The following is a 16,695-nucleotide window of genomic DNA, read 5'->3' as shown; positions in this document are numbered from 1 at the left end:
CGGCCGGAATAACCGGTCGGCCTTTTTAATGTTATTCCAGTGGGATTAGCCAAAGAAATCCTTAAGTGCATTTATTTTTCTTTCCAGGGAGGCTTCAACTTTACGGTAGGCTGCCCTGTTGGGTAAGGGCTCGTTAACAGAAATATAGTATTTAATTTTGGGTTCTGTTCCCGATGGTCTGGCTGATATCTTACTGCCATCCTCCAGGTAAAATTGTATTACATTTGATTTTTCAAGGTCTAAATGATATTCCTTGTTACCTTTCATATCATATATCCTGCTTTCCTGTACATCGATGACTTTTTCCACTTTTATTCCATTTATGGAGGAGGGTTTATTGGTTCTAAAACCTTTCATCAATTCCTGAATCTGTTCTGCACCATCTTTTCCTTTTTTGGTAATAGAAATCAGGGATTCTTTGTAAAAGCCATACTTCTGATATATCTCGGCCAGTACATCTATCAGGCCCATGCCTTTTTGTCTGTAATAGGCAGCTATTTCAGCTACTATGGCGCAGGCAGAGACGCCATCTTTATCCCTGGCAAAATCTCCAACCAGGAATCCATAACTTTCTTCTCCACCGGCTATAAATTCCTTTTTTCCTTCATTGGCGAGAATCACCTTGGCGATATTTTTAAAGCCGGTAAGTACATTAAAATATTCCACTTTAAAATCTTTACTGATAACTCCCAGCAAATCAGTGGTCACTATTGTGCTCACAGTGAATTGGTTTCCTGTCAATCGACCTTGTTCCCTGTAAAGATTCAATAGGTAATAAATGATCAGGGCCCCGGTTTGGTTACCATTTAACAATTCAAAATCCCCGTTTTCATTGGGTACCACGGCTGCTGTACGGTCACCATCCGGATCACAGGCCAAAACCAGCTCTGCTTTAACTTTTTTCCCCAATTTAATGGAGAGGTCCAGTGCCTCAGCTTCCTCAGGGTTGGGATATATAACGGTAGGGAAATTGCCATCAGGTTCCTTTTGCTCTTCCACTATATGGATATTTTCGAATCCAAATACCTTAAGTGCTGCCGGAACCATTTTTCCCGAAGCCCCATGTATAGGGGAAAAGACAATGGGCATGTCCTTTGCCAGAATATTGAACTGAGGAGATAAACTCAGTTTTTTTACTTCATTAAGGTATATCAAATCAAAGTCCTCCTCAATGAATTCTTTCAATGCGTCATTTTTGTTCCAATTGACATCATCAATCGATTTTATTTTCAAAACCTCAGTAATGATGTTCTTGTCATGAGGGGCCACCACCTGTCCACCATCATTCCAGTAAACCTTATATCCATTGTATTCTTTCGGATTATGGGAGGCGGTTACCATTACACCACTTTCACAACCGAAATGCCTGATGGCGAATGAAAGCATGGGCGTTGGCCGCATTTCTTTAAAATACTTGACCTTTATCCCGTTTGCCGTCATCACGTTTGCCGTAGTGTCTGCAAAAAGGGTGTTGTTGAGCCGGCTATCGTTGGTCACCGCTACACTGATTTCCTGGTTGGGAAAACTTGCCTTCAGGTAATTGGCCAGGCCCTGGGTCGCCATGCCTATGGTGTATACGTTGATACGGTTTGATCCTACCCCCATTATACCCCTTAAGCCTCCGGTACCGAATTCCAGATCCCTGTAAAAAGAATCAATCAATTCTGCAGGATCTTCAGCATTTAACAAGGCATTTATTTCCGCTTTGGTTTTGGTATCGATGTTGCTGTTGAGCCAGGATTGCGCTTTGTTTATTATGGATGCATCTGTCATGTGTAAAAAAAGTTTTTTTGTTTTTAGGTTTAGAGCCAAAATATAAGCAATTATATGGATTTACCCTTTACGGCATGTCAGATTTTTGACCGTTCCTTGTTTTATCTGTCCCGGACTTCAATTTTTAAAATGGGGGTTGGAATATGTTTTGAGATTATCTACCTTCATATTTTAATTGAAAATAGCAGACAGTTTTTATGGATTTCGATAAATTAGATGAGGAACTTTCCCAAATCGTAGAGTTGCGCATAAGATTGAGTGAGATTACCTATGCGGATCCTGATTATGATGAAATTGAGGAACAACTTCACGATCTGGAAGACACACTAAATGAAAAGTATGGCCATGAACTTGAGGGGAAGTTGGAGGAAATTTATGCCACCTTGTCTTCAGATAATGAGGTTTTATTGCCTTCAGCCTATCTGGCCAACAAGTACATTCCCATGCAGCCTGATGCCAGAGGAGTGGTAACATATGATGTTCAGGGGATGGAAGGTGTGCCTGTCGAGTCAGAACAGTTTGATGGTCAGGATGTGCGTATCGCCCTGGTGCCTAATCCAGTCAGATTTGTGATGGTCATCAATGGAAGGCCACTTAAAGATCTGTGGCGCTCGAGATAAGATACCAGTGGAAATAGGAGGCAGTAGCAGAAATCCTGAGTTTTTATAAGCAAAGTCTCATTTGAAGTTTGAATGACAACAAATAGTATTGGTTTTATTTCTTTGCTGGTCATAAATGGGATGATATCCGGATGTTCGGCTTTCGTCAACAAACAGGATACAAAGAATTCAACGGTTGAACCTCAAAATAAATCTAATTCAAAAAATGTAGCAGTCAATGGGAATTCCGGTAGGGAAAATGTACCAGATATAGAGGTAGGTGTGTTTTTTATGCCATCCTGGAATGTTTCCGGAAATGATAAACAAGACATTGATAGTTTTTGGCCATGTTTGCAGGGCAGGGAGAATTGTAGTTTTTTAACAGATAAAAGATCCTGGGGACCCAATGGAAGGATTTATAATGCCAGTTATCCCTACGAAGGACCTTTTTTGGAAAAGAAACCGGTAAAAGAGTTGAAAGGCTTTTATAAAAGGGATGATCCGGAGGTAGCCCGAAAACAATTGGACTACATGCATGAGTATGGGATTGATTTTATTGCCTACAATTGGTTTTTTGGCAGACATTATTATTACCATAAAAATTTTGCTCCTCAAGCACAATTGTATTACCCTGAAAATTGGCCAATTGATACCAAAAGAGACGGTCGGGTACAGGTTCCGGGTTTGGAGGAATGGAATGATCAATTAGAGGTATTATTACAGGAAAACGCCAAAAGGCCTGTAAGCAAACAGCTCAAATTTGCCTTGAACTGGTGCGATGACAGTGATGACCGTTGGATACAATGGCTCCGTATGGCTTCCCCGCAAAATATAAATGCCCGCACCAATTATCCGGAAGAGACTCCGGACAAACAATTGTACTTAAAAGTTCATGATAAAATCACCCGGTTGTGGATAGATAAATATTTCCAAAGGAAGGACTATTTAAAAGATGATTCCGGTAGGCCAGTGGTCTATATGTATTTTCCCCACGATACCGAAGCAAGGGCAAGTTATTACGGAATAGGATTGGACGACTTATTGGAAAGATCTCAGGATTTGGCCAGAGAGGCGGGGCTCCCGGGGATAAAATTTATTGCAGTGACCTCAGGAGCAATGACGGCTTCGTTAAAACCCTATGCACTACCCACCACCTGGAAGCCACTTGATGCAAAGCAACCCTGGCAGGGAGGAAAATATACCAATCGCATGCTTTTTCAGGATTATGTCCCCCGGTTAAAAGGTTTAGGCTTTGAGGGCATGACAGCTTACATCTACCATGATTTTTATGAGCAAAACAATAAGAGCTATTCTGATATGCGGAAAACCTATCAGGGTCATTGGGATAAATGGTCGGCATTTTTTAAAAAAGACGCTGATTTTGATTATCAGATACCTGTGGCAATGGGATGGGATAGGAGACCGGCAGGAGGTACCTGGCCCCAGAAGAGCGGATTTCCTAGTGAGCCTTTAAAAGACAGGGTCGTGTCCGACAAATCATCATTTAAAGCAAAACTTACCGCCGCCAAAGAGGTGTTGGTCGAAAATAAGCAATCAAATGGCAATACTTTGATGGTTTGTTGCTGGAATGAATACCTGGAGGGCAATCATATAGAACCGACTGAGGGTCATGGCTTTGATTATCTGGAAGTAATCAGAGCGCTTTTTAAAACAGATTAAAGGTATAAGTTTCGTAACCAAACTTATTGGCCATAAAATGCCAGCAAGTGATCATTTGAATCCAAGATGTTTCCTGATTTTATCCAATAAATCAATGGCAGTAGCACGGGCCTTTTTTTCTCCCGCCTCTAACTTTGCGTCCAATTCCTCCTGGTGCTTCATGAAATGATCATAAGCCTCCCTTTCTTTTTGGAATTTATCCAGGATCAAGCCCAGAAGTTCTTTTTTTGCATGGCCATAACCGAAGTTTCCGCCCCGGTATTTATTTCTAAGCACTTCCGTTTGGGAGGGCTCAGCCATCAGTTGAAACAATTTAAACACAGTACAACTATCAGGATCCTTAGGTTCCTCCAAAGGTGTACTGTCAGTAATGATGGTATTGATATTTTTTTTCAATTGTTTCTCAGGCAAAAAGATATCTATATAGTTATTATAGGATTTACTCATCTTTTGGCCGTCCGTGCCAGGGATGATCATGACATTTTCACTGATTCTGGCTTCAGGTATGGTCAGTAACTCTACACCGAGACGGTGGTTAAAGCCACTGGCTATATCTCTGGAGATTTCCAGATGTTGCAACTGATCTTTGCCTACCGGTACCAGGTCTGCTTCATATAGCAATATATCGGCAGCCATCAATACCGGATAAGTGAAAAGACCTGCATTGACATCGGAGAGCCGGTCGGATTTATCTTTAAAGCTATGGGCATTGGCCAACATGGGAAAAGGCGTAAAGCAACTCAGGTACCAGGTGAGTTCGGTCACCTCTGGAATTCTGGATTGCCTGTAAAAAACGGTCTTTTCGATGTCCAGACCAAATGCCAACCAGGCCGCAGCGACAGCATTGACGTTTTCCACCCTTTGCTGCGCATCCTTGATGGTGGTCAGCGAATGTAAATCTGCAATAAAAATAAATGATTCATTGTTATCCCTCAAAGTAAGGTCAATGGCCGGTTGTATGGCCCCTAAAATATTCCCCAAATGAGGTTTTCCTGAACTTTGAATTCCTGTAAGTACTCTTGCCATTGCTATGATTTTGTTGCAAATTAACCAATTAAAGAATAATTTGCGGCAATTTTAACGTTATTTGCTGGTATGAAGAGGATAGTATTTTTATTTGGGCTTGGAAGTTTATTGTTTTCCTGTTCGCCGGACGTTAAGAGTCAGGATGTTGAAGGTTCTGGCCTGGTCTGGGAAAAAAAACAATTAAATATCGGTGCCGTTCTGGAAGAGAAGGGAACAGCAACGGCTGATTTTTATTTTGTCAATAATACAGACACAAATGTTCTGATTGAAGATGTTCAAACAGATTGTGGCTGTACCGTGGCTGATTTTTCAAGGGACACTATCGGTATCGGAAAAGTTGGGCAGGTAAAGGTAACCTATGACCATCAATCCAGGGGTGGTACTTTTTCCAAAATGATTCTGGTCAAAACAAACCTTGACCCGGATGGGGATTCACTTTTCCTGGAAGGTGTAAATGTGCCTTATCCCAAAAATCCGCAATCGCATTATCAAGTAAAAAAGAATGGATTGGGTTTTGTATTTGAAACCAATAATCTGGGTACGCTTTTTACCAATCAAGCTAAAATCAAACCGCTTGATTTTTACAATTTCAAAGATACCCCTATTCAGTTGAATCAGGTACAAACCAATATTCCAGATTACATACAAGTTCAAATGGTCCCGTCTGTGGTACAGCCGGAAAGCCGGGGGGTTTTGGAAATTACCTACGATCCAGCTATAAAGAATGATTTTGGTTTCGTGGAAGAGGAGCTGGAATTATCCTTTATTTCTTCTGAAAAAATGGAATTGTCCTTAAATTTAATCGCTGTTATTCATGAATTCTTTGACCCAACTCCAATAAATCAACTTGACAGTGTTCCAAAACTCGAAATCAGTGAACAGGAAGTCGATTTGGGAAGAATCAGTTCCAATAAACCAGTCTCCGGAACCCTGACCCTGGAAAATACCGGACCTCAACCCTTAAACCTGAGAAAAGTGGTATCCAATTGCTCCTGTCTGTCTTTTGAACTCCCCACACATGACCTCAATTCCGGCCAAAGTGTAGACATTGTTTTTACTTTTGACCCGAAAGGGAGAAGGGGAATTGACCATAAAACCTTAACTTTCTTCAGCAACGACCCCATTAACCCAACCCAAACGGTGATCATCAAAAGCAGAATAGATTAAACGGGTTTTTGAAAATTCCGGATTGGTCAATGCAGCCTTTCTAATATAATGGCAGATAAGTCCTTAATATATCAGACAAGCTTGTTATTTTGGCATTTAAAACGGAATTTTGGTTTACTTTAGAAAACAGGCTCTGTCTTTTCAGCCAAAAAAAGAGAATATTATAGTAGAGTTGCATGGATCATCCCAAGAAAGAAATCGTTGATAAAATCAGGCAGTTGGAAGAAAAGTTCAGGTCTTCCGGACAGGACCTTTCATCCTATTTGGAAGGATTGCTTCATGCTGATTATCTAAATTATTGGGATTATATCAATTTGGATACTTTATTGACTTTGCAGCAGCCCAAAACCTCCTTTAAGGATGAAAAAATATTTATCATTTACCATCAGATCACAGAGTTGTATTTCAATCTGATACTTTGGGAACTGGAACAAATAGCGGAGGTAAAGGATATTGAGATAGATTTTTTTAAAAACAGACTCAAGCGGGTGATCATGTATTTTGATCTGCTGATATCTTCTTTTGCTGTCATGTGGAAAGGAATGGAACGTGAGCAGTTTATGAAGTTCCGCATGTCTCTGCTTCCGGCGAGTGGATTTCAAAGTGCCCAATACCGGATGATTGAAATCATGTGTACGGATATTCAAAATCTGGTTTACCTCGCAGAGCGAGAAGATTACAAAGATATCAATCTGACGAGTATCGACAGTCTTTTTGATATCCTTTACTGGCAGTATGGGGCCAAAGAGCTGGCGACAGGAGAAAAAACCCTGACGCTTAAATCCTTTGAGCAAAAATATGGCGGCTCCCTGAAAGAACTCATTGCCAAGTTCAGGAAGAACAACCTGTGGAAAAAATATTTGTATCTGCCCGATAAAGATGAGGAACTGACGGATTTGATGAGGGAATTGGATGAAAAGGCAAATGTCTACTGGCCCCTGGCGCATTACAAATCTGCTGTGAAATACCTTCAGAAAGACCCTATGGATATCGCAGCCACCGGCGGAACCAATTGGCAAAAATTTCTTCCTCCCCGGTTTCAAAAAGTTATTTTTTATCCGGATCTCTGGTCGGAAGAAGAAGTCAATAATTGGGGTAAAAACTGGGTGGAAAAAGAACTGCTGGGGGGAGTGAAATAAGCAATGAAAAAAGTACTGGATCTGGTTATTTCTCCGGAGGAGGCATATAACGAAACATTATTTAACCAGGTAGTCACGAAACAGTCGGGTTTATCAGATAGTGGGGGGTTGATTATCAGACCCATTCGCAGGTCCATAGATGCGCGGGGAAGGAAAGTCAGGGTAAATGTGACTGTAGAGGTGTACGCTGCTGCTAATCCGCCACCTCTGATTTCATCAGAAAGGGACTATCCCAATGTCAGAGATAAGGATCAGCTGCTTATAGTGGGCGCAGGTCCGGCAGGTATGTTTGCAGCACTTAGGGCGATAGAATTGGGGGTTAAACCCATTATCCTTGAAAGGGGTAAGGATGTAAGGTCCAGAAGAAGGGATTTGGCAGCTTTAAACAAACAGCATGTCGTGGATCCGGATTCCAATTATTGCTTTGGAGAAGGTGGTGCCGGCACCTATTCTGATGGTAAACTATATACCCGTTCAAAAAAAAGAGGGGATATCCGCAGAATCATGGAGATATTGGTAGCCCATGGTGCAAAAGAAGAGATTTTAGTAGATGCCCATCCCCATATAGGTACCAATAAATTACCCCTGCTGGTAGAAAACCTGCGCAAGCGCATTCTTGAGAATGGAGGAGAAATCCATTTCAATACCAAAGTGACAGACTTTATTTTGGAAAATGGGAGCATCAGGGGTGTCACTACTCAGGAAGGCGAGCAGTTGATGGGGATGGGGGTGATATTGGCCACAGGGCATTCCGCCAGAGACATTTACCGTCTTCTGGATCGCAGGCAAGTGCTCATAGCCGCCAAACCCTTTGCACTGGGTGTGCGCATTGAACACGACCAAAACCTCATTGACCGCATACAGTACCATTGTCCGGTGGAAAGGGGAGAATATTTGCCACCTGCGGCATACAGCCTGGTTCAGCAAACAGTTTTGGACGGAAAAAAGCGTGGTGTTTTTTCATTTTGTATGTGCCCGGGTGGGTTTATTGTTCCGTCAGCCACTTCACCGGGGGAGATTGTGGTGAATGGAATGAGCCCTAGCAGGAGAGACGGCAAATTTGCAAATTCCGGGATTGTGGTAGCGGTGGAATTGGAAGACCTTAAGGCTTATAGACAATATGGTCCATTGGCCGCCATGTATTTTCAACAAGAAATAGAGCAGGCTGCCTGCCGGGCAGGAGGAGAAACCCAAACAGCCCCGGCACAGCGTATGGTTGATTTTGTCCGCCATAACTCAAGCAGTCAACTTTTAAAAACTTCTTATCAACCGGGGATTAAAAGTGTAGACATGCATGAAATTCTCCCTGAATTTATTGGGAAAAGGCTGGCCATGGCTTTCCCCTTGATGGGGCAAAAAATGAAAGGTTATTATACCAACGAGGCGCAATTGATAGGTGTGGAAAGCAGGACTTCTTCTCCTGTGCGCATACCCCGTGATAAGGAAACTTTTGAACATCCTCAGATCAGCAGGTTGTACCCCTGTGGAGAAGGGGCTGGTTATGCCGGTGGAATCGTTTCTGCGGCCATGGATGGAGAAAGATGCGTAGAAAAATTGATTGGCAGGTACAAAGGGAAATTGGCTTGAAGGTTGTTGTATCATGCATGCTGAATTTACAAATATGAAAAAAGATAAAAAGACAGTGATTATCGGTGCCAGCCCCAATACCTCAAGGTATGCGTATACTGCTGCCAGAATGCTTAGGGATAAGGGGGTGCCCTTTGTTCCTGTTGGGATCAAAACCGGAGAAGTTTTTGGGAAGGAAATCATGAACCTCAGGGAGAAACCCTTCATTCCCGATGTGCATACCATTACACTTTATATTGGGCCCAAAAACCAACCAGAATGGTATTCCTACATCCTTTCTCTGTCACCAAGAAGGATGATTTTTAACCCGGGAACTGAAAATGCAGAATTCATGGACATGGCCAAAGCAAAAGGAGTAGAGGTTTTGGCGGCCTGCAATCTGGTAATGTTGCAGACAAGTCAGTTTTAAATCTGAGGAGACTTAATGGTGCGCTGCATTTTTTGCCTTTGGAAAAATTTCTCCATAATCCATATGTGAGGTGCTGATATCAGGCTCACCAATACAAAAAAGAGCAAAGTTAATTGCGCTGTTGTAAACCAGATATGGGAAACCAATAAAATGATGCCAATTCCAAATAGGCTTAAGAAAGAAAAAGGTATAAATACCGAATAATCAGCCTTTGGATTTTCTTTTCGGATATTCTTATAAATGTTCAAAAGATTGGGAAGGGAATGCCAAAATCCAAAATAGGTGGTAAAGGAAACGATCAGTGGAAGTTGGTATAGAAACATTCCAAGCCATAACATTTCGAAGAGTAAAGGGCCGTTTGAGTTATTACTTGTCTTATCCAAGATCCAGGCTGTCACCCATAACAAAACTGGCATGAACCATAAGGGGAAATCCGTATTTTCATTTAGGGTCAGAATTGGTGCCAGGATTACCTTTGTTGCTTCAATGTCTCCTGAAAGAATGATACTTAAGTAAAACCCGCCAACAATTATATAGAACGGAGTTGCCAGGTTGATTTTTGGCTTTCCAATCCAATGTCCCTGGCCAAAATGGTACATTGAAATCAAAAGGAATACGAATAAGGAGAACTGGGGTAGGAAAATCCATGTCAACAAGTATATCAGGGCAATAGTCAAATACTTTAAAATAAAAGATAGTTGAGGTTTTGTGCCAGAAGTTTTTTGAAAAAGAATGTGGTCAACTGCCCCATGGGGTATTCCTACCAATCCCATCACAATGGCAAACCACAAATAGTGAAAAAAATCAAAATCTCCAGGGATAAAGGACAGTAAGGCAGCCAAAATAAGGGCCAGGATTTTTGAATAATTTTCAATACTTTTCATAATTACCCAGCGATTTTAAATAGACACCAAATTTCACCCTTTTGAGTAAGGCAATTTCTTGCCAGATATTGGTACTTTCATGTAGAAACCGCAATATCTCCTCACCTTTATTTACCTGGAACAGATTAAAAAAAGTTTCAGGTAATTTTTCAGGCCATTTATAAGCGATATTCAAAAGGATATTGTCGTAGAAGCTAAATCTTTTTTTTCTGGGAAAATGAGATTTCAAGTTTCCCGCTGAGTTTTTGACAATTGCATCAACAATGTTTTTACAATGCAATTGAATATTATGGAAAGTGTAACCAGTGGCAGGTTTGGTACAACCTCCAATGGTGCCTGAATGTATGATGGAAGGACTGGTTTTACTCAAAATTCCTTTTGTGGTCATGGGTATAAACCCCTGCTCTTTTCTTAAAATATTGTACTGTTCAATGCCCAAAGTATCCCTTATGTATTTGTGAAGATGCTCCCGGAGGAAAGCATTATTCAATTGCTTTTCCCTGGTAAATTGTGTGTATTCTACCAGCGCTTTTCGTTTTCCGAAGGGGAGAATGTATACAAAGTCAGAATTGTTTTTTGTTGGAATCCTGAAATCCATTAAGGTTACACTCTCCGGGTCAAAAGCTACTTCCCTGGATTCAATTACCCAACCCAGGAAGGATTGGTGCAGTAGCGCCTGGGAGGATGTTAAACCAGAAAAAATGGAAGAATTAAAGATCAATTCCCCTTTAAATGAACCATTATGGCCCGTTTCAACTGTCGATAAGTTGTTATGGGAAGTAATATCTGTGATTTCATCCTGGATATAGGTAATGTTGGGGTAGGCTTTGACCTTAGCCCATATTTCCCGGTAAAATTCTGTTGATGAAACCATGTAATAGTTAAGCTGGCCAAGATGTTTTTCTAAAGTCCCCTGTTCGGAAATAATTTTTATTCTTTTCCAGGAAGTGGGTGCTTCTTTTTGTGCCGGATGAATATCGAGAGGCTTATCCGACCAATAACACCAGGATTTCTCTGTTTTTTGGTCCATACCTTTGTCTATGACCAGAATATCAGCAGTATGTAAAGGACTTTTGATGCAATGGTAGAGCATACTCAAACCCGCTGCCCCAAGGCCGGTAATGATAATTTTGTAGGTCATTTTGATTTAAAAAAAACAGGTACTGAAAAACTATCAGTACCTGTAAGTTTACAATGGTTAAGCTACTTGAGCCGTAGCTTTTTTGGATTCTTTGATGGCAACAGAATAGATTACCAAACCAAAACCAATCTTATTGATTGCATCTGCGAGATTGTAAAAGAGGTCAATACTACTTACTTCAAACAGACCTGACAATAAATTACCTGGCAGTACCATGTAGCCAATCGGATATATCGACCAACCCAGGGTAATGAAGATTTTAAGCAGAAACATGGCTTTTTTCAGGGCAGGGCTATTAGAAGATTGAGACAATTTAGCAACATCCCCGGCAAAAACTTCATACACAATATAGAGGTAGCCCAAAGTAGAAACAATACCCCAGAAAATATTATTGTCTAAGCCGGAGGTTTCTCCTATATAACCTGTTACCAACATCACCAGCGAGGCAATGATTAATTTGGTCAATGTCGCTCCTTTGGCTCCAAAGGGTTTGGTTAACAGGTAAAACTCCACACACATCAGGGGTACAGTAAGGGTCCAATCCACATACCTGAATGCTGTTGGGCTAGAACCGGTTTGGAGATAGAAATCTCTCATGTAATAGTAATGAATCGCAGCGATTCCAGTGATTAGTCCCGACACCAACAGGGAAGTTTTCCATTTCCCATCTACCGATGCCCTTTCTGCAAAGAAAAAGACAGCGGAAGCAAACATGGCCATGTACCCAATAAAAAAGGTAATGGCCACCGGATCACTGTTGATGATCCGGTCTAAGCCGATAATTTCTGCTAATAACACGAAATGCATAATTTTTTAGTTAAATGGAAATCAATAAAGTTTAGAATAAAATTTTATTGATTATATAATTAAATAGAATAAAATTTGTTTTAATTTAATTTTAAAGAATATAAAAAAAGTGTATAAATTGCGTGAATTTGGTTTCAAGTTGTCTGATTCAGTAAGCAACTTTTAGCGAACAATAGCGGATTTTTGCTAAAAAAATCCGGTTTTTTTACCTATTTTTGTCTTTAATTTGGTTTTTAAATTTTGAAATGGTTAAGGTTTATCTTTTGCCATGAAATTGATCTATGAGTAAAGAAAAAAAGTCGTCAAACAGAAACGATTATTCAGCCCAGAATATTCAGGTTCTGGAGGGTTTGGAAGCAGTAAGAAAAAGGCCTGCCATGTACATTGGCGATATTGGAGTAAAAGGCCTGCATCATTTAATTTGGGAGGTGGTAGATAACTCCATTGATGAGGCACTTGCCGGTCATTGTGATTTCATTTCCGTAAGTATCAATGAGGACAATTCCGTTACCGTAGAGGACAACGGCCGGGGTATCCCAATTGATTTTCATACCAAGGAAAACAAATCCGCATTGGAAGTTGTCATGACTGTCCTTCATGCCGGAGGTAAATTTGATAAGGATACTTACAAGGTTTCAGGAGGACTTCATGGCGTAGGGGTGTCTTGTGTCAATGCGCTGTCTTCTTCTTTGAAAGCAACCGTTCATCGGCAGGGTAAGGTATATGAGCAGGAATATGTCAGGGGCGTTCCACAGTACCAGGTCAGGGAGATCGGAAAGACTGAAGACAGGGGAACCCATATTCACTTCAAACCTGATCATGAAATTTTTCAGGTCCTGGATTTCAAGTATGAAACGATCGCCACCAGACTGCGTGAGATGTCTTTCCTGAATGCTGGGATAAAGATTTTACTTAAAGATTTAAGGGAAAAGGATGTAGACGGGTTATACCGTACCGATGAGTTTTATTCAGAGGGTGGTTTGGTGGAATTTGTGGAATACCTTGATGAAACAAAACAAAAAATCATTGACACCCCTGTCTACATAGATACTGAAAAAAATGGAGTACCGGTACAGGTAGCCATGAGTTACAATAACTCCTACACTGAAAACGTGGTATCCTATGTGAATACCATCAATACCTATGAAGGTGGAACCCATGTGTCAGGGTTTAGAAGGGCGCTTACGCGTACCCTGAAAAGCTATGCCGATAAATCCGGTATGCTTGAAAAAGTAAAAATAGACATTTCCGGAGATGATTTTCGGGAGGGGTTGACAGCAGTCATTTCCGTAAAAGTAGCCGAGCCCCAATTTGAAGGACAGACCAAGACCAAACTAGGAAATTCAGATGTTACCGGTGCTGTGGATAATGCGGTATCAGAGGCCCTGCAGTTTTGGCTGGAGGAGCATCCCAAGGAAGCCAAAATTATCGTAGGCAAAGTAGTATTGGCAGCACAGGCCAGGCTTGCCGCTAAAAAGGCAAGGGAAATGGTACAGCGAAAAAATGTTTTGGGTGGAGGAGGCCTTCCCGGCAAGCTTGCTGATTGTGCCAATTCGGACCCCACTGTTTGCGAATTGTATTTGGTCGAAGGAGACTCTGCCGGCGGATCAGCAAAACAAGGCAGAGACAGGGATTTTCAAGCCATTTTGCCCCTTAAAGGTAAAATATTGAACGTAGAAAAAGCCCACGAGCATAAAATCTATGATAATGATGAGATAAAGAACATCCTGACTGCATTGGGTGTGAAATTTGGTACGGTAAATGACGAAAAGGAACTGGATCTTTCCCATCTCCGCTACCATAAAATAATCATCATGACCGATGCTGATATTGACGGATCACATATCCGTACACTGATCCTGACCTTGTTTTTCAGGTACATGAGAAACCTCATAGAGAGCGGCTACGTCTATATAGCTCTGCCTCCTTTATATTTGCTTAAAAGAGGAAAAGAGGAAAGGTATTGCTGGTCTGAGGAGGAAAGAAAACGGGTCACTCAGGAGCTTGCCCCGGAAGGAAAAGTGGAAAGTGTGGGTATTCAACGGTATAAGGGTCTTGGTGAGATGAATCCGGAACAACTCTGGACTACCACCATGGATCCAGAAACAAGAACCCTGAAACAGGTAACCATAGAATCGGCTGCTGAAGCCGACCACCTTTTCAGTATGTTGATGGGTGATGAAGTGGCTCCAAGAAGAGACTTTATTGAAAAAAATGCAAAATATGCCAAAATAGATACTTAATTGCTATTGTTTTGCGTTCTGAAATAAAAAAAGGGGCGGTTTGCCCTTTTTTTATTTCATGATTTATTTAGTATCATTGGTCGATTTTTTACTTGAAAAAGAAAACAACTATGAAACTCATCCAACCCGATAAGATAGAAGAAACCATCCACAACAGTGAACTCATTAGCAGGGACCTGAGCTGGCTCAAGTTTAACGAGAGGGTTTTTGACCAGATTAAAAAGGACAGGAGAAATATTTTTGAAAAATTCAAATTTCTGGCCATTACTGCTTCTAATTTGGACGAGTTTTTTATGATTCGGGTGGGGTCGCTTTACAACTACCTGGATTACGATAAGGTGAGGATTGATTATTCAGGATTAAGGGAGGATGATTTCAAAAGAAAGTTAATGATTGAGTCCCAAAATTTTCACAAGAGGTTACAACGACAATTTGTGAAAGAATTACTGCCCATGACCGAAGAAGCGGGATTCATCATGAGTAACGTGGGTAATTTAAAAGAAAAAGAACAAAAAACGATCAAAGAGTATTTTTTCAAGGCCGTTTATCCCATGCTGACCCCAATGGTTTTTGATGGCTACCATACCTTCCCCATCCTGATGAACAAACTCCTGATCTTTGGGGTCGTAACCATAGGACCAGGTGAAAAGAAGGACAACAAAAAGCTCTCCTTTGTTCAGATCCCTTCCAATATACCCCGGTTTTTTGAATTGGAACGGGAAGAGATAACGATTTACGTTCCTATAGAAGAAATGATCAGGGAACATATAGTTTCCCTTTTCAGGAATGTAACCATAGAATCCATAAACCTTTTCCGAATTACCAGGAATGGTGATTTTACGCTGGAGGAGAGTGAAGACATGGATTCTAATTTTTTGGAGGAAGTGAAAAGAAAACTCAACGAAAGGAAGACAGGAAGGGTAGTTAGGATAGAGATTGAAGAAGGATACAGCAAATGGATGGTCAATTTACTGAAGCAAAGGTGGACCCTTCACGACGATAGTATCTTTAAAATAGAGCGAAGAAGCCTGATGGATTTTACAGGGCTTTGGCAGATAATAGGCAACAAACGTTTCAAAGACAGGATACCGCCTGTTCCAAATCCAATACCCCCGCTTTCCTATCCTGAAGCTGCTTCAGAAGATATTTTTCAGGTTTTAAAAAATAAGGATGTATTGTTGCATCACCCTTATAATGATATGGAGCCCATTTTTGATTTGTTGGACAAGGCAGCTGATGACCCCCATGTAATGGCCATAAAAATGACTATTTACAGGCTGGCAAAAAATTCCAGGATCGTAGGTGCCTTATTAAAAGCTGTGGAAAATGGCAAACATGTTTCTGTTTTATTTGAGGTTAAAGCCCGTTTTGACGAAGAAAACAATATACGGGAAGCCAAAAAGATGCAAAAGGCCGGTTGCTTTGTGATCTATGGGGTCAGTAATTTCAAGACCCACACCAAGCTAATGCTTATTGTCAAAAAAGAGGAAAATAGGGTTACCCGTTACGTGCATGTGGGTTCAGGTAACTATAACGAAGAGACCAGTCGCATTTATACAGACATTGGCTTACTGACAACCAATGAAACCCTGGCAAATGATGTTTCAGAGTTTTTCAATGTAATCACAGGACATTCTGCTCCTACCAACTATCAAAATTTGATCACGTCTCCCAGAGATATGCGGAACAAGTTGATTGAATTTATAGATATTGAGGCCGAAAATGCAAGCAAGGGTTTGCCATCGGGAATTTTCATTAAAATCAATTCTCTGGAGGATTCAGCATTTATTTTCGCCCTTTACAAAGCTTCACAAGCAGGCGTGCAGATTAAGTTAATTGTTCGGGGTATTTGTTGTTTGCGGCCGGGAAGAAAAGGATTAAGTGAAAATATTGAAGTGATCTCTATCGTAGGCGATTTCCTGGAACATTCCCGGATATACCATTTTCACAATAATGGGGATTTCAGGACTTATGTAGGAAGCGCCGATGCCATGGTCAGGAGCTTCGACAAAAGACTTGAATCCTTATTTAGGGTCGAAAATGAGTTTTTACAAAAACAGCTGATGAATATCATTCGTTTTAACCTGAAAGACAATGAAAATGCCTATGTAATGCAGGAGGATGGGCAGTATATCAGTAAAAATCCAGACGAAGGCGAGGAACCCTTTAATATCCACCAACAGTTTTTTCAGTTAAGCCCGGACATGATAGAAGGGGTAAAACTAATAGAATAATATTTA

General features: G+C 41.0%; 13 protein-coding genes. 8 read left to right on the top strand and 5 right to left on the bottom strand.

Annotation, left to right across the window (positions count from 1 at the left end):
- Positions 1–45: 45 nt before the first annotated feature.
- A complete protein-coding gene (locus HUJ21_RS21995) occupies positions 46–1,773 on the bottom strand; it encodes a phospho-sugar mutase (protein WP_291372876.1) in 1,728 nt (575 codons plus the stop codon).
- Between the two features lie 197 nt (positions 1,774–1,970).
- Here HUJ21_RS21995 and HUJ21_RS21990 point away from each other — a divergent pair, with 197 nt between their 5' ends.
- The gene (locus tag HUJ21_RS21990) at positions 1,971–2,393 is read left to right on the top strand and encodes a hypothetical protein (RefSeq protein WP_291372874.1); all 423 of its coding nucleotides are present in this window, start codon (positions 1,971–1,973) and stop codon (positions 2,391–2,393) included.
- 72 nt (positions 2,394–2,465) lie between these two features.
- Positions 2,466–4,052 (top strand): glycoside hydrolase family 99-like domain-containing protein, encoded by a 1,587-nt coding sequence (locus HUJ21_RS21985; protein ID WP_291372872.1) that lies wholly within the window; start codon positions 2,466–2,468, stop codon positions 4,050–4,052.
- 51 nt (positions 4,053–4,103) lie between these two features.
- Here the strand turns inward: HUJ21_RS21985 and trpS are convergent, their stop codons facing one another.
- Positions 4,104–5,078, bottom strand: a complete 975-nt coding sequence (gene trpS / locus HUJ21_RS21980) for a tryptophan--tRNA ligase (RefSeq protein WP_291372871.1) — start codon at positions 5,076–5,078, stop codon at positions 4,104–4,106.
- Positions 5,079–5,147: 69 nt separating this feature from the next.
- On the opposite strand from trpS, the gene HUJ21_RS21975 reads away from it, so the two are divergent.
- From HUJ21_RS21975 to HUJ21_RS21960, 4 genes are all read left to right on the top strand, one after another.
- On the top strand, positions 5,148–6,245 hold the full coding sequence (locus tag HUJ21_RS21975) for a DUF1573 domain-containing protein (RefSeq protein WP_291372869.1): 1,098 nt from the start codon (positions 5,148–5,150) through the stop codon (positions 6,243–6,245).
- 176 nt (positions 6,246–6,421) lie between these two features.
- Positions 6,422–7,384: a tryptophan 2,3-dioxygenase family protein gene (locus HUJ21_RS21970; protein WP_291372868.1), complete on the top strand. Its 963-nt coding sequence runs from the start codon at positions 6,422–6,424 to the stop codon at positions 7,382–7,384.
- A 3-nt stretch (positions 7,385–7,387) separates the two neighbouring features.
- Positions 7,388–8,971 carry an FAD-dependent oxidoreductase gene (locus tag HUJ21_RS21965; RefSeq protein WP_291372867.1) on the top strand — a complete coding sequence of 528 codons (1,584 nt, stop codon included), beginning with the start codon at positions 7,388–7,390 and terminating at the stop codon, positions 8,969–8,971.
- A 34-nt stretch (positions 8,972–9,005) separates the two neighbouring features.
- Positions 9,006–9,380, top strand: coding sequence for a CoA-binding protein (locus tag HUJ21_RS21960; protein WP_291372866.1), 375 nt, complete (start codon positions 9,006–9,008; stop codon positions 9,378–9,380).
- Here HUJ21_RS21960 and HUJ21_RS21955 read toward each other — a convergent pair.
- From HUJ21_RS21955 to HUJ21_RS21945, 3 genes are read right to left on the bottom strand one after another with little or no spacing between them, the layout of a single operon-like run.
- Positions 9,377–10,264: a Brp/Blh family beta-carotene 15,15'-dioxygenase gene (locus tag HUJ21_RS21955; protein WP_291372865.1), complete on the bottom strand. Its 888-nt coding sequence runs from the start codon at positions 10,262–10,264 to the stop codon at positions 9,377–9,379. The genes HUJ21_RS21960 and HUJ21_RS21955 overlap by 4 nt on opposite strands.
- Positions 10,251–11,405: a lycopene cyclase family protein gene (locus HUJ21_RS21950; RefSeq protein ID WP_291372864.1), complete on the bottom strand. Its 1,155-nt coding sequence runs from the start codon at positions 11,403–11,405 to the stop codon at positions 10,251–10,253. The genes HUJ21_RS21955 and HUJ21_RS21950 overlap by 14 nt, the downstream gene beginning before the upstream one ends.
- Before the next feature lie 57 nt (positions 11,406–11,462).
- On the bottom strand, positions 11,463–12,212 hold the full coding sequence (locus HUJ21_RS21945; RefSeq protein WP_291372862.1) for a bacteriorhodopsin: 750 nt from the start codon (positions 12,210–12,212) through the stop codon (positions 11,463–11,465).
- A gap of 281 nt (positions 12,213–12,493) precedes the next feature.
- Here HUJ21_RS21945 and gyrB point away from each other — a divergent pair, with 281 nt between their 5' ends.
- Both gyrB and ppk1 read left to right on the top strand, forming a co-directional pair.
- Positions 12,494–14,455: a DNA topoisomerase (ATP-hydrolyzing) subunit B gene (gene gyrB, locus HUJ21_RS21940; RefSeq protein ID WP_291372860.1), complete on the top strand. Its 1,962-nt coding sequence runs from the start codon at positions 12,494–12,496 to the stop codon at positions 14,453–14,455.
- Positions 14,456–14,565: 110 nt separating this feature from the next.
- On the top strand, positions 14,566–16,689 hold the full coding sequence (ppk1, locus tag HUJ21_RS21935; RefSeq protein WP_291372858.1) for a polyphosphate kinase 1: 2,124 nt from the start codon (positions 14,566–14,568) through the stop codon (positions 16,687–16,689).
- The last annotated feature ends 6 nt before the right edge of the window (positions 16,690–16,695 follow it).

This window comes from Cyclobacterium sp., assembly GCF_014762705.1.
Classification (GTDB): Bacteria; Bacteroidota; Bacteroidia; order Cytophagales; family Cyclobacteriaceae; genus Cyclobacterium.
The sequence above is the reverse complement of the archived record's forward strand: the minus strand, read 5'-3'. Positions and strand labels throughout refer to the sequence as shown.